Annotated in this window: 12 protein-coding genes; 3 read left to right on the forward strand and 9 right to left on the reverse strand. The window is 66.7% G+C overall.

All coding sequences use genetic code 11. The annotated features are described in order from the left end of the window. Positions 1-101: 101 nt before the first annotated feature. A complete protein-coding gene (locus OG874_RS22425; protein ID WP_330257082.1) occupies positions 102-1,967 on the reverse strand; it encodes a type VII secretion target in 1,866 nt (621 codons plus the stop codon). Positions 1,968-2,181: 214 nt separating this feature from the next. Here OG874_RS22425 and OG874_RS22430 point away from each other — a divergent pair, with 214 nt between their 5' ends. Further along, positions 2,182-2,886 carry a response regulator transcription factor gene (locus OG874_RS22430; protein ID WP_330257083.1) on the forward strand — a complete coding sequence of 235 codons (705 nt, stop codon included), beginning with the start codon at positions 2,182-2,184 and terminating at the stop codon, positions 2,884-2,886. A gap of 23 nt (positions 2,887-2,909) precedes the next feature. On the opposite strand, the gene OG874_RS22435 is transcribed toward OG874_RS22430, so the two are convergent. The 8 genes from OG874_RS22435 to OG874_RS22470 are packed head-to-tail and all read right to left on the reverse strand — an operon-like array spanning position 2,910 to position 10,839. Further along, positions 2,910-5,420 carry a hypothetical protein gene (locus OG874_RS22435; protein WP_330257084.1) on the reverse strand — a complete coding sequence of 837 codons (2,511 nt, stop codon included), beginning with the start codon at positions 5,418-5,420 and terminating at the stop codon, positions 2,910-2,912. Between the two features lie 7 nt (positions 5,421-5,427). Next, complete coding sequence (locus tag OG874_RS22440) at positions 5,428-5,745, reverse strand: hypothetical protein (protein WP_330257085.1); 318 nt, start codon at positions 5,743-5,745, stop codon at positions 5,428-5,430. Between the two features lie 36 nt (positions 5,746-5,781). Then, on the reverse strand, positions 5,782-6,150 hold the full coding sequence (locus OG874_RS22445) for a hypothetical protein (RefSeq protein ID WP_330257086.1): 369 nt from the start codon (positions 6,148-6,150) through the stop codon (positions 5,782-5,784). Next, positions 6,143-6,808, reverse strand: coding sequence for a hypothetical protein (locus OG874_RS22450; RefSeq protein ID WP_330257087.1), 666 nt, complete (start codon positions 6,806-6,808; stop codon positions 6,143-6,145). Before OG874_RS22450 ends, OG874_RS22445 begins: the two co-directional genes overlap by 8 nt. Further along, a complete protein-coding gene (locus tag OG874_RS22455) occupies positions 6,805-7,164 on the reverse strand; it encodes a hypothetical protein (RefSeq protein WP_330257088.1) in 360 nt (119 codons plus the stop codon). The genes OG874_RS22450 and OG874_RS22455 overlap by 4 nt, the downstream gene beginning before the upstream one ends. Continuing rightward, positions 7,161-8,663, reverse strand: a complete 1,503-nt coding sequence (locus tag OG874_RS22460) for a PPE domain-containing protein (protein ID WP_330257089.1) — start codon at positions 8,661-8,663, stop codon at positions 7,161-7,163. Before OG874_RS22460 ends, OG874_RS22455 begins: the two co-directional genes overlap by 4 nt. A gap of 52 nt (positions 8,664-8,715) precedes the next feature. Next, positions 8,716-10,269 (reverse strand): hypothetical protein, encoded by a 1,554-nt coding sequence (locus OG874_RS22465; RefSeq protein WP_330257090.1) that lies wholly within the window; start codon positions 10,267-10,269, stop codon positions 8,716-8,718. Between the two features lie 12 nt (positions 10,270-10,281). After that, positions 10,282-10,839 carry a hypothetical protein gene (locus tag OG874_RS22470; protein ID WP_330257091.1) on the reverse strand — a complete coding sequence of 186 codons (558 nt, stop codon included), beginning with the start codon at positions 10,837-10,839 and terminating at the stop codon, positions 10,282-10,284. Between the two features lie 289 nt (positions 10,840-11,128). On the opposite strand from OG874_RS22470, the gene OG874_RS22475 reads away from it, so the two are divergent. Together OG874_RS22475 and OG874_RS22480 are read left to right on the forward strand one after the other, a co-directional pair. Continuing rightward, positions 11,129-12,538 carry a DUF4226 domain-containing protein gene (locus OG874_RS22475; protein ID WP_330257092.1) on the forward strand — a complete coding sequence of 470 codons (1,410 nt, stop codon included), beginning with the start codon at positions 11,129-11,131 and terminating at the stop codon, positions 12,536-12,538. Continuing rightward, positions 12,538-13,779, forward strand: a complete 1,242-nt coding sequence (locus OG874_RS22480) for a transglycosylase SLT domain-containing protein (RefSeq protein WP_330257093.1) — start codon at positions 12,538-12,540, stop codon at positions 13,777-13,779. The genes OG874_RS22475 and OG874_RS22480 overlap by 1 nt, the downstream gene beginning before the upstream one ends. Positions 13,780-13,784 lie beyond the last annotated feature (5 nt).

The raw sequence follows: 13,784 nt of genomic DNA on the forward strand, positions 1-13,784 counted from the left end.
GAACTCACCCACCCGCTGACCAGCAACGCCGGAACCCTGGGTCGACGCTCTTCGCGGGCTCGCGCTCCTCTCTCAGCGAACCGTCGTCCACCGCGCATCGTTCAGGGCCGTTCCGAGGTGACATCGGGCACGACAGTCGACGGCGCGGATACCGCGCCGCTGGGCGGACCGGCGGTGACGGCCGGAGCCGAGACCGCTCCGGGGACGACTGCCGGGCGCGCGGCGGTACGGTCGACGTCCGCGACGGATACGGCGGCCGGAACCTCCACGAACAGTGGATGTTCCACGATCTGCTCGTGCGCGTAAACGGCGTCGCGCAGAGACTGCCGGGTCGGCTCGCCCGCCAGCAGCAGTACCAGTTCGTTGCATCGGCGTTCGAAAACCAGTGCGCGCAAATCCGATACCTCGTTGTCGAGGCGCAGCTCACCCAACCCGACCCGGCCGACGTCGACCCGCCGAGAGAGCATCTCCGCAGCGAGCAGGTCGTCGGCGTCGCGCAATTCGTCCCAGAGTTCCCGTGGGATCGGCTGCCCGGATTCCGCCAACGCCAGGATCCGTTGCCGCGACTGGCGTCCGGCAGCGGCGACGGGGACGGTCACCGACCGCCCCACTCGCGCGTCAGCATCTGTCGCGAGTTCGATACTTCGGGTTCGCACTTGCGAATCCGCCACCTGCGCAACGTGTTCCAGCGCCGCGACGGAGCCGGTCAAGCCAAGCCGATCGGTCGTGCCCGGGGTGAACTCGCGCAGATCGACGTCGTAGGCCGGGCCGACGAGCCCCGCCATCGCGACGCCGTCCAGCCTCGACCGCAGGCCCGGATCGATCGGGCCCGACGACACCAGCGCCGAGAGCTGGGCATTGGCCTTGGGTCCCCAAGCCAGCCCGAACTCCACCAGGACGCGCGCCGGATCGGCGACGCCTTCCCACGGCGATCCGTTGCCGTCGCCGTCGCCGAGCATCTCATCCCACAGCCACGGTGTGGACACCTCCCGCGGCAGGAACACCCCGGCGGGCAGCCATCCACGGCCTTCGTTCGAAGTGATGAACAAGCCGGTCCCGGCAGGGCCCCGCATCACTGCCACCGCCCATGCGGTGCCCATTGCCGAATCGGCCGCCGCGAGAACACTGCTCAGCAGGGTCCGGGCGAGCACCAGATCGTCGTTCACCGCATCGCCGACCACGTAGGCGGGTTCGGCCTCCTTCTCCTTGTTCGCGGCGACCGCGGCCGCGAACGGTGACGGCACCACCACCGGCATCGCGTCGGCGGTCGGCCCGGCAGGCGGTGGTGCGGACTGGCCATCGGCCGATCCGCTGTATACGGGTCCGGCCCCTGGGCCAGGCCCGTATGGACCGGGGGTGACCGATCCGGGCGGCACCACGCCACTGCCGAGTGGAGTTGTCGTCGAGGACGCCGCGATGCCGCTGCCGGCCGGCGATGTTGTTGTCGTCGGCTCGGTCGAAACCGGCGGAGCCACCGAACTCCCTGGACCGCCCTGCACACCCGGAGCGCCGGTACCGGGCGCTGCGCCATTGGGCCCAACCGATGTCGGCGGAGTATCGGTCGAGGTCGGTCCACCACCGGGCGGGGGTGTGAACGGACCGGAGCCGTTCGGACCTGTCGACGGCACGTCGTTCGGCTTGTTGGTCAGGTCGCTGATGTCGTGTCCGTTGTGGAGAATTTCCGATGCCATGTCCTGATCGGCGCGTTCATAGGCGTCCGCCGAATCTCGTAGCGACTGGGCCGTGTATTCATGCTCCTTGGCCAGCGCAATACCAGCACGCTCACGGGCCGCGTAGTACTTCACCAGCGCCTCGTGAACCGGAGCCGCGATCGAGCCATACGTCGACGGGAAGGCGCCCAGCCAGTCGGACGGCTGCTTCGACCATTCGCGGGTGTCGCGAGCGACCTGGTCGTGTTGGAGGGCCAGCTGACGCAGCACCGCAGGGTCGATCTCCATCTGGGGCATGCCGTTATCAGTCCTTTCCCTCCACCAACTCCTCTCATTGTCGATCCTTCCCATCGCTGGGGACTCTTCGAAGGCCCTCACGGCGAGCGGCATCGGCTCGTTCGACCCCAATTTCCCAATGGCGGCAAGGGGATCACTTGCGCGGACACGGTGTGATGCGGCAATGTTGCACATTCGCCGCTCTTCGGCGTGATCGTGCGGGAAGGTGCGCGGGATGCGGCTGATCATGATCGACGATGACGCCGACCGCGGCGCCGCCCTGGCCGAGGCGCTCGAACTCCATGGCCACCAGGTCGATCGCAAGCATCGCGGCTCCGACCTGCTCCTGGCGCACCACGGCTATCACGCGGTCATCCTCGATCTCACCCTGCCGGATATGGACGGGCTGCAGGCGCTGCGCAAACTGCGCGAGGTCAGCTCGGTACCGGTCGTGCTGCTTGCCGAGCATGCCGACGAGCGTTCGATCGTGCTCGGATTACACAACGGCGCCGACGATTACCTAGTGAAACCGGCACGGGTCGCCGAATTGGCAGCGCGGCTGGAGGCAGTGACCCGACGGGTCGGCGTCGCCAGCATCGCGCGCGGCACAACGGTCATCAGCGAAGACGTTCGAGTGGATCTGGCGGCACGTCGGGTCGAGGTGGCCGGACAGGTGATCCCACTCACCCGGCTGGAGTTCGAGTTGTTGCGAGTCCTGGCCGAGCGGCCCGGAATCGTGGTCAGCCGTGAGCAATTGATGGATTGCGTATGGGGCAACTCACTGCTGGCGGTGTCGCGGAAACTGTACGTGCACATGGCCTCATTGCGCGCCAAGTTGGACCGCCCCGAGTTGATCACGAATATTCGCGGCTACGGCTACCGGTGGGGTCCGGATCCGTATGAGGCGGCGGTCGCGGCGAATATGCTTCGAGCGGTCTGAGTTCGGCGGTCGAGGCTCCTTTTCTACTGCGTGGTCGGTCCCGCGGAGATAGTCGGGCGACGGCCCGATGGATCCCGATTCGTCCCGGCGGAAGGGGTCGGGACGAAGAGCGGATGATCGACCAGCTGACCGTGCGCGTACACGGCATCGCGCAGGCACTGTCGTGTCGACTCTGCCGTGAGCAGTAGCACCAGTTCGTTGCAGCGGCGTTCGAAGACCATCGACCGCAGGGTGGCCGCGTCGGAACCGGAGCGTCCGTCGGTGTGCTCGGATCGCAACTCCCCCAACGCCACTCGCGAGACATCGGTGCGCAATGCCAGCATGGACGCTGCCAGCAGATCGTCGGCGTCGCGCAGCTCATCCCACCACGCTTCCGCCACGCTCGCTCCGCGCTTGATCGCCACCAGGATCCGCTCGCGCAGCTGTGGCGCCCCCAGCGATGCCGCCGCGCCGATGTGTGATTTGCCCAGGCGCACATGGGCATCCGCGGCCAACTCGGTACAGCGGGCGCCTATCTGCGCGACGGGAAACCCGGACACTCGTTCCAGCATTTGCGGCGCGGCCACCAGACCCAACCGATCCACCAGACCCGCTCCGGGCGACCCGAGATCCATCGCGGTCGAGGCCGCCACCTCACCCGCCATCGGTACCTGCCCCAACTGCCCGCGCATATCGGGGTCGATTGCTTGTGAGGACGCCAGCGCCGAGATCCGGGCACCCGATTTGCGCCCCCAGGCCAAGCCGAACTCGACCAATACCCTGGCCGGATCCGCAATACCTTCCCAAGAGGCACCGTCGGATTCGGACCACTGCCACGGCGTCGAAATCTCCCGTGGTAGGAACAGTCCGGCGGGAATCCAGCCGCGTCCCTCGTTCGAGGTCACGAAGGCGCTCACCCCGCCGGTGTGGCGCAGCACCGACACCGCCCAGGACAACCCCACTGTCGACGGACCTATCGCCGCCAGCACGCCGCCCAAGATGGTCCGCGCCAGCATCAGATCGCCGTCGACTCGCTCGCCGAGTACGAACGCCGGTGCGGCCGCGGACAACATCGCCGCTCCCACCGCGTCGCGGATCAGTTCGTCGCTGCCAGCGGTATCGCTATGCCCCGAATTCGGATGGGCCGCCTCCTGCTCGGTATTGCGGTTCGGCAATGGTTGTTTGGTCGGCGCAGCCGAGACACCGGCCGAATTTCCGGATACAGCGGTGACTTTCGACGGCCCGGCCGCCGCGACCCGCTGGTCCGGCGCCGAGCTGCGCACATCCGGCACCGCACCCCGAGAATCGGTCATCGAGACGGGTTGGCGAGTCTGGGACGAGGGCGCCGAAACCGTCGACCCGGTCGGCGCGGCAGCCGACGACACCGCTCCCGGCGCCCCGGCGGATACCGCTCCGGCCGCGGCGCCGCCGCCGGCGAACAGTGGGGGCGCGAACGGCATCTGCGCATCCGGGACCCCGTCGGCGGCACCGGTTTCCGCCGACAACTCAGCGGCGTCGGACGGACCGCCCGCCGACGCGCTCGCATCGGTCGTCGCACCGCCGATGGTCGAGTCCGTCGACGCGGGGCCCGAGGACACGCCGAGGTCACTTCCCGCCGTCGACGTCTCATCCCCGGCACCCGGTGCGCTGGTCGGCGAATAGTTCACGGCCGCAATACCATCGGTGGACGAGGTAGATGTCGGTCCGAGCCCCGAGACGGCCGGTGCCACGACCGGCCCAGGCGTCTGCTGACCATCGCCTACCTGCGCCGGTTCGGCTCCGGCTGGAGCCGGATCGGTCGGCTGTGGCATCCCGGGGCCGAGATCCACATCAGGGTTCAGCGGCGTAGGCAGACCCGGCAGCGGTGCGTCTGGACGGTGGACTCCCGGATGCCGCGCATCGGGATGGTGATCGCCGGGATGACGTCCGCCCGGATGATGACCGTCGGGTCCGTGCCGCCGCGTCGGCCCGCCGCCCTGATCATCCGAAGATCCGGCCTCCCCCGGACCCGGCTGCCCCAACTCATCGGCGATCCGCTGCAGCCAGGGCAGTCCGGTCGGGCTGATGGTCTGCACCGCGCTGCGCACAACGTCCTCGACCTCGGCTTTCGCCTCGGCGATGGCATTGTTGATGCGCTGCTGAATCCGCGCCGCACGCGCCGCGTCATCGGCCTCGCCGTCCTCATCGGGCTCGGCTGCGGGCGCGGCCTCGATGCGACGATCGGCTTCCTCGACGATGTCGAGAATCCGATTCCTGGTCCGATGCACCCGATCGGCGAATTCCCCGAACGTGTCCGCGGCGGCATTCAGTGCGTCGGCGAACGCGCGCGGATGCCATTGCTGGGCCCGCATATCGTCCTTGACCGGCTGCAGACCGATGCTGGCGCGCACGGTGTCGTCGAAGCCGCGTCGTGCCCGTTCGAGGCTGTCCGGGTCCAGCGCATCGGCGCCATCGCGCGCCGAAGTTTCCAGCGCGCTCCAGTCCCCTGGCGAGATCACCGGCCAGTTCTCACCGACAATGGCCTTCCAGTAAGGGCTTTCGCGCTCCGGCTCCATCCGGCGGTCAGATCGATTCGGCGGATCGGTCCACCTCTTGCCCACCAGCGATATCCGCGGCACTGAGCACGTTGACGGTATGAGTGCCCTCCCGCAGCGCCGTTTCGGCTCGACGACCACTGGCCGCCAATGCGTTGCCGAAGGTGGTCTTGATCCACTGCAACTTCGCGACCAGTGCGTGATCGAGCGGCGACTCCGGACGCCGGGACACCGTCAGATTCTCGGTCGTCCCCGCGACACCGGCGACGACCGCGTGCGCCGTACCGGTGTAGTGGCCCAGGGCCGCGAGCACCACGTGCGGCGCTTCCATGCTCAGTTCGTTCATACGGGATCCTGTTCCGGAGAAGTGCGGGGTGTGGCGTCAGGAGTTCCGGCCGAACTCGGTTTGCTCGATGACTCGGTAGGAGGCTTCGGTGGGCAGATCGAACGAATCGATGGTGTAGGGACGGGTGCCGTTGTGCTCCATCTCGGCGCGCAGCCCGACCCGCGACTTCAGGTGCGCCAGCCGAGCCAGGCGCACGATCTCGGCGGCCAGCCAGGTATCGCCGTTATCGCGGGCGTCGTCGGTGATATGCAGGCCGACGACCTCACCGGACCGATCGCAGGCGACACCGACGGTGTGGTCCGGGTTGAACACCTCGTAGAGCAACTTGCGCCAGTCCGGCGACGCCGCGTGGTCGTCGGCATCGAAATCGTCCAGCTCGGTCGAGTCCATATCTGTCCTAGTCATCGGAGTCCTCCAGCCGCGCGGAAAGTACGGTCCACACCGCATCGTCAATGCTCAGCACCTGGCGCAATTGCCAGAACCGGGCGCCCAGATACATCTCCCCCGAACCATCCGGCGCGATATCGAGATGATCGGGACCTTCCACGGTCGCGTTGAGTGTGACGGTGGTGACCGGCGGGCGCTGGTCATCGACATTCAGCACCGTCGCGCCGCCGCCCGGGATGAAGTGGTGCCGACATCGCGGACTCGCGGCGACCGCGATATCGGCGCTGTTGGTCGTGATGGTGACCTCGGGATTGAGCAACAGCTGGGTCGCCCAGGCCCGGGCCGCGGTTTCGGGGCGGTCGGCGTTGATCGCGATGGCGTGGGTGATCGCGAGATCGACGACCAGGACCGAGTCGGTACTGGTGACGCCGACGATCACCAACCGCTTGGGCGTGCCGGACGGATACGGCAGATCGTCGGCGGCCAGCGTGATCACATCCGACCCGACACCGACCCCGGTCGCCGGATGCACGCCGACGCTGCCGGTGGCGACGTCGATGGTGTAGGCGGCAATGGGATTGGGGATGCGACCACCGACCCCGGCCAAGCGCACGAGGCCCTCGTCGTGCAGCCACCGTATGGTGGCCGCGACGGTGACCTCGCTGGTTTCGGTCATACCTTCTGCTCCGACTCGGCGGTAGCCGATTCCTCCGGACGCGATTCGGCCGAGTCCGGCCAGGAATCGGTGTCCATGATGTTCTCGTACTGGCGCGCCGCGTCCGCGGTGCTCTCCCGGATGGCGGCCATGATCTCGGTGACCAGATCCGCGCTCTCGAACCGGTCGGTGGTCCCCGGTGCGAGGTAGAGACCGGTGAGCTTCCCCATCGCGTCGACCTCGGGCACGACCGCACCGCTCGGCGAGGGCCGTCGCGCACGGATGCCGTCGATCTTCTCGCGCAGATCGGCGATCCGGTGCCGCAGGTCGCGGGCGGCGTCGAGGGCCGCCTGCACGTCGGGGTGGATATCACTCATGCGGTGCCTCCGGAATTGGTCGGTGCCTGGTGCTGGCTCGGGGTCGGCGATGTCACCGTCGGAGCGATCGACGGCCGCTCGCCGATCACGGCCTCGGTGTGGGGTGTGTCGTCGACGTACATCAGCCGATCAGGATGCCAGGCGACCACGCGACTGCGGTCACCGCCGGCACCCGCGCCACCACCCGCACCTGGCGACATCGGCATCATTGGCATATACGGCGAACTACCGGTCGCGGACGCGCCGCGGGCAGCGGCCGACGAGGTCTGCAGTGGCTCGATCACCGACGTGCGCGGCAACGCACTGGCCGCCGTGCCCGCCGTCGCGACCACCGGCATCGCGCCGACCTGGACCGATCGGCCCGACGCGACGTTCTCGACCGCGCTGATCGGTATGGCACCCCCACCTCCGCCACCGCCGACGCCGCCACCACCCGAGTAGCCGTATCCGCCGACGTCTTCGAGCATCCCGGGGTCGACCTCGAGGTCTTCCCCGGAGTCGGAGTTCGCCGACGACAAACCGGTCGCGCCCGAGGCCAACGCACTCATCAACGCGGGCAGCATCTGCGTCAACGCACTGGAATCGCCGCTGTCGCCGGAGCCGGAACCAGAGCCGGACCCGGAATCCGAGCCGGAATCGTCGTCGGAGCCAGAGCCGGTGCCCGTCCCCGGCTTCGAATTGACGGCTGTCGTATAGCCGGTGATCGCCTCGAGTGAACGCGCGTTCTGTTCCTGAAACTTGGCCAGCGCCTTCGTTATCGCGAGTTGGTTCTTGGACCGCATCGCCTGGATGAGCTCCTTGCGCGCGGCGATGATCTCCTCCGGCGTGGGGTGTTTGGCCTTCACATCCCGGAATGCGTTGTGGTAGGCGTCGATGCCGTCGGCCAAGTTCCCCAGCCCGGTGCCGAGCTGGTCGAGCCAGCCGCGATGTTGGGCGAGCTTGTCGGCCGCCGCACTGCCGACCGGTGTCCAATTCTGCATCGTCAGCGCTGCCTGATCGAGACCCGAGGTGGCCGTGGTATGGGAGTCGGTCAAGAACTTGCGGACCGAATTCGCGAATTCGGCGGCCGGACCGGGACCTGGTCCGGTGCGCAACTGGTACGCGAAGTCCAACGGATCGACCGAGCCACCCGGCGTCGGCAACGAGAAGTCGGGCAGTTGGCGCGCACTGAACGGTTGCACCTCACCCACGGGATTGGTGGCCAGGTCCGCGCCCGAACCATTGATCACGCGCGCGCCTTCGTCATCGGCCGTGCTGTAGTCGACGGCTGCGGCACCGATGTGATGCGCGGTCCGCTGCACCTCATTCAGCAAGCCGAGCATCCCGTTGCTCAGATCCGCCAGGTCCGCGTTGAGCTGAGGCACACGATGCGCGGAGGTCAGATCGGTGCCCGCGGGCACCACCCAGCCCTTCGGCAACGCCGCCCCAGTGCCGCGCGCCAACTCGGCGAGCGCCGCCGCCGCACGGGCGAGCTCCCCCGGATCGACATTCAGCGCCACGACTACCTCCTCTCACCCTTTACCCTTCGGTTCCCGACCTGATGCCTCCCGATCAGACGGGTGCCGCGACCACAGGTATCGCCGCCGCGGACGGATCGCCCGCGCCGGGGACCGTGGGTGTAGCGTTCTTGTCGCCCGAGGCGAGCTCGATACCGTTCGGGTGCGAGAACCCGGTGAAGGTTCCGAACTCGCCTGCGGTGTCGGCCATTTCCGGCGTGAACTGCTTGAGCTGCCCGTTGACGATCGCTTCGAGCGTGCCGCCGTCCTCGGCCGGGAATACGACGAGGATCGCGGTCCGGTTGTCCCAGGTGGCGACGTCGCCGGTCATCAGCTGGTACGGATCGACCTTGGCTCCGATCTGCTTCTTATCAGTCCACTTCGAGGTGGTCTTCTCGTACGCCTTCTGCGCGTCGGTGCCGCTGGCATTGCCGAACGCGCCGTCGAGGACTTGGGCAACGATCGCGGACACCTTCTGGGTGCGCCCATCGGGGAATGTGTAGACCACGCTGCCGTCGGCATCCGCCACGCGAACGGGCGCGCCGACCGGCTGCGACGAGGACGCCTGCGGCGGTGCCGTGTTCGCCGCCGCCGGTGCGGCGGTCGCGGGCTGAGCCACCGCCGGTTGGGCGGTGACGGGTACGGCCGCACCGGGATACTGTTCGTAGCGGTTCGGATCGAGCTCGTCGCGCCGACTGTTCAGATCGCTGTCGGCCGCGTTACGCTGCCCGGCCTGTGCCATCATCATCGGCAGCATCGAATCCATCATGCTGCCCGTACCAGAGGAACCCGAATCCACGGCCGGAGTGGTCGGGGTATCGGTCGACCCGGTACCCGCGTTCTCCAACTTGTCGATGGCATTCTGCAAATTGTCGCCGACGCCGCTCGTATCACTGCTATCGCCGGTCGTCGAGCCGAGGCCGTTGGTAGTATCGGTGCCCGTGTCGGCGTCGCCCGTATCGATAGCGGGCGGCGTGTATGCACTATCGTCGGTAGTGGTATTACCAGGGTCTTCGGTGTCGTAATTACCGGTGTCAATATCCTTCGGGTCGGACGAGAGGGTCTTATCCGAGCCATCATCCGTCGGATCTTTGACATCGGCGGCCGCCTGCTCCAGCCGCGTCTTCAGATCGTTCAGCGCCTTTTCGCCGTCTTTGAAGACCGTGGTGATATAAGTAACGATATAATCGCTCTCGGTTATCCCCGTGGGCGGATATTTCGGCGCAGCAGCATTGACTTCGTCGATCAAAGCATTGATCGCCACCTTGCCGTCATCGATGGTCTTCTTTGCATCCTGAATCAGCGGCATCAGGCGCTTATCCGAGTCCCGAAGGTTGATCGCCGCTTGTTTGAGGGCGAGCACCACCGACGCGTAACTTTGAAAGAAACGACTCTGATTGGTCGGCACGGTATTGGGGAGCAGCGGCAAATTATCGTCCGTGGGAGGGTCGGTCTTGGATCCCTTGCCCAAACTTTTGAATAGCGTGTCGAAGAAGTCATACACCATCAAGTAGTTTTGCTCGACAACGGGCGCGAAGTCATATTCGTGCGGATAAGTCGGATCCGCCATATTGGGGATCAGCATATCATTCATTGTCATATCGGCCATAGCGTATTAGCCTCAGACCGCTTTGGATTCCGGCGCCGGAGTATACCCACTACCAGCGTCCGAACTAGAACTGATGATTCTTGTCGGCAACTCCGCCGGCAAATCCTTCTTCGGCGCCTCCGGTTTGGCCGGTTGCGACGAGGCGTGCATCTGGTTCTGCAGTTTGTCCCATCCCGCCAAGCCCGCCGCGGTACTGGCACCGGCGACGAGGCCGCCCAGAACCGGGCGCTCCACATTCATCCCGGCCATGGCAAGCCTGTCCAGAGCGCCACCCATCCCGGGGCTCAGAAGGTCCGGGATATCCCTGAAGCTTCGCGCGAGCGCCGCACCCCCTCCTTCCATCAAGCCCCGCGCCGCGCCGCCGATCAACCCACCCGGGATTGCCCCGAGCGCACCGCCGACCAGGGTGCTCTCAACGACCTGTTCCCAACCCTTGCCCTGGGAGATTGCCTGTATGGCACCAGCCCCCGCACCAACGAGGCCGCTCACAACGGCACCGCCGGGTATGAACGACAGTCCGACCGCCGCAGCGGTACCGATAGTTCCCCAGCTGATACCGAACAAGCCCATAACAATCACCTATCCGACGTGGTGTGGTTATCTGCGCGTTGCGAGCAACCACCAGCCATGCGCGAGACTTCCCTTTCGACTCGTCCCCATTGTCGAGGATTCCCAGCAATGGGAATCGGAGTACCGCAGGTGGCGGTCACGATAGAGATCGCCTTGACAACCAAAGTGTTTCCCGAATGCATGTGCCCCCTAGGAGGACGAGCCGGATGATCCGATACCACCTGCCGCCTGGGGACACCGACCTGGATGTCGCCCGTGCCGAGGTGAACCGGGTGTCGGGCAGTGGGCTGTGACCAGCCCCGCAGAGGTAGAGACACCGGCCGAGGAGCATCCAGACGATGCTGGGGCCGAGGAAGGTTCGTCGCCGAGTCCGGTCACGCCGTGGTCGAGTAAGCCGCAGGGACGGCGGCAGGGGGATGCACCCGGCGCGCCCGGGCAACCGGGTGCGCCGGGTGCCAACGGGTCGGGGCAGAACGGAGCCGGATCGGGAACGACGAGTCCCGGTGCGAATCCCGGCGCGGGGAACGGCAATTCGGGGTCGGGGCAGCCGGGTGCGCCCGGGGCGGGTTCGGCTCCCTCGGGCACGGCGGCTCCGCAAGCGGCTGCGCCGCCCGCCCCGCAGGGGCAGGTGGCGCCGGGACAGCAGGCATCGACGGAGCCCGAGCCTGATCAGGGTTTGGGTTCGGATGTGTTGGCGTCGGCGATTCCGGCCGGTGCGATGGCGTTGTCGATGCTGCCGATGATCGCGTCGGCCTTGGCCGGACTCGGAGGTAGTGGGGGTGATTCGGGGTCGGGTGGTAGCAGTGGTGATTCGGGGAGTTCGGGTGGGTTGTCGCCCGAGGCCGAGGAAGCGTTGAAAACGTTGAAACTGCTGGCTGCCGTTTATGGAGAAGGTGACACCACCGATCCCGAGGTCAAGCAGTTGCGTAAAGAGTTGGGTGTCAACGGATCCGGATCCGGTAGCACCGCGACTTCGATCAAAGCCAGGCAGTTGTGGCAGGCCAACGCCGCGACCGCGTTCAACAACCTCGATAACCAACTCGCGACCTACATCATCGGTTTGGCCGGGAACCACAAGATCGACAAGAAGGCCGTCGCGGCTCTCGTGCGTGAGGTCAACGTCGCCCTCGCCGAACTCGGACCCCAGGCATACACCAAGGCCGGACAGCAAAAAGTCCACCAAATCCTCACCACCGCACTCCAGAAAGCCCACTCCATCGTCTCCGGCACCACCACCAGCGCCAAAGACACCGCCAATGCCATCAACCGACTCACCGGCCAATACCTCTACAACCTCAACGGCCAGCAATACCCCGGTAGCACCAGCACCAGCACCGTCGGCGGCACCGTCGGCCAGTGGATCCAGCAGGCGCTGCAGGTCCTGCAAGCGATGGGCTATGACATCAGCAAGATCGATCCGAAGGCCATCGCGATCATCATCCAGAACGAGTCGGGCGGCAATCCGAATGCCACCAACAACTGGGACAGCAACGCCGCGAGCGGAACTCCGTCGAAGGGGCTGATGCAGACCATCGGCCCGACCTTCAACCAATGGGCCGCGTCGGGGCACAAGAACATCTACAACCCGGTCGACAACATCGTGGCAGGCGTCCGATACGCCATCAATCGATACGGATCGGTCAGCAACGTGCCGGGTGTCAAGGCTGTGCGAAACGGCCGCGACTATGTGGGCTACTGATGTCGACTCCGACGCGAGAACCGCCGCAACCGCGGGAACCACCGGAACCCAGCGTCGACGATGCCCGGCTCGCCGACCAGCGTGCCACGACCACCGCCCCACGCCGCAAACCCGCCAGGGGTGCACGCGGCAACGGCCAACGCGCACCGGGTCTCGCACCGAGCGGTACGCCGCCCGCGCCCGCTGCCGGCCAGGCGTCGCCGCTGGCCCGCAGCGGCCCGTTGGCCGCACCCACAACCGAGTTATCAACTCCCACAACCACATCGACGTCGGTAGCCCGGCCGGACGCACAGGCCTGGCAGGCCGCCGCGAGCATGCCCGCGGCGGCGGCCGCGCTCGGCGCACTGGCATCAATCGCCGCCCAGTACGGCGACGGCAACCCCACCGCCGATACCGGACAGCCGTACTCGCCGCCCCGCATCGCGGCCGACCGCCCCACCGGGCCGATGGCGCTGGACGGGGAGATGAGTCCGCGATATGCGGCCGATCAGGGCAATAGGACCCAGCAGACCGACGCGCATCAAGAGCTGAACACCGAACTGGGCCGACTCCTCGGCGGTGCGGCCGAAACAACGATCCAGGGTCGCGCGGCCATCGACTCGATCATCGCCGAGGTCAATACGGCATTGACCGCACTGGGTACCGTCGCGGATTCCGCGGCCGGACGTCAGTTGGTGATAGCAACGCTCGGCAACGCCCTGCAGCGCGCCGGAACCGTGCTCGGACAGGGACAGGTCGCCGCCGCGCTCACCGCGGACCGGATCGCCGCCCTCGGCACTCGATATCTGCAGCACTCACGGCCCGCTCGGCCGACGGCGCCGCGCCGCAGCAGCCACCCCGACGCCCGCGTCGGACGCGGAGGTCCACCGCGCACCCGCCCGTCCGGTCAACAGGGTCAGTGGATCAACGAGGCACTACGTGTCCTTCGCGAAAACGGCTACGACACAAGGCAGATCAGCGCCGCCGATATCGCGACCATCATCCAGCACGAGTCCGGCGGCAATCCAAACGCGATCAATCTGTGGGACAGCAACGCCGCCAAGGGAATTCCGTCGAAGGGCCTGATGCAGACCATCGACCCGACCTTCAACGCGTATTCCGTGCCGGGACATCGCGATATCTGGAATCCGGTCGACAATATCGTCGCGGGTGTGCGGTACGCCATCCACCGCTACGGTTCGGTCAGCAACGTCCCCGGTGTCGAAGCGATGCACAACGGAGGCAACTACGTGGGTTACTGATGCGA

It is taken from the genome of Nocardia sp. NBC_00565, assembly GCF_036345915.1.
Taxonomy (GTDB): domain Bacteria; phylum Actinomycetota; class Actinomycetes; order Mycobacteriales; family Mycobacteriaceae; genus Nocardia.

Bases quoted from the DNA above. Each gene is read 5' to 3' on its own strand.
- OG874_RS22425 (WP_330257082.1), bottom strand. From the start codon at position 1,967: ATGCCCCAGATGGAGATCGACCCTGCGGTGCTGCGTCAGCTGGCCCTC.
- OG874_RS22430 (WP_330257083.1), top strand. From the start codon at position 2,182: ATGCGGCTGATCATGATCGACGATGACGCCGACCGCGGCGCCGCCCTG.
- OG874_RS22435 (WP_330257084.1), bottom strand. From the start codon at position 5,420: ATGGAGCCGGAGCGCGAAAGCCCTTACTGGAAGGCCATTGTCGGTGAG.
- OG874_RS22440 (WP_330257085.1), bottom strand. From the start codon at position 5,745: ATGAACGAACTGAGCATGGAAGCGCCGCACGTGGTGCTCGCGGCCCTG.
- OG874_RS22445 (WP_330257086.1), bottom strand. From the start codon at position 6,150: ATGACTAGGACAGATATGGACTCGACCGAGCTGGACGATTTCGATGCC.
- OG874_RS22450 (WP_330257087.1), bottom strand. From the start codon at position 6,808: ATGACCGAAACCAGCGAGGTCACCGTCGCGGCCACCATACGGTGGCTG.
- OG874_RS22455 (WP_330257088.1), bottom strand. From the start codon at position 7,164: ATGAGTGATATCCACCCCGACGTGCAGGCGGCCCTCGACGCCGCCCGC.
- OG874_RS22465 (WP_330257090.1), bottom strand. From the start codon at position 10,269: ATGGCCGATATGACAATGAATGATATGCTGATCCCCAATATGGCGGAT.
- OG874_RS22470 (WP_330257091.1), bottom strand. From the start codon at position 10,839: ATGGGCTTGTTCGGTATCAGCTGGGGAACTATCGGTACCGCTGCGGCG.
- OG874_RS22480 (WP_330257093.1), top strand. From the start codon at position 12,538: ATGTCGACTCCGACGCGAGAACCGCCGCAACCGCGGGAACCACCGGAA.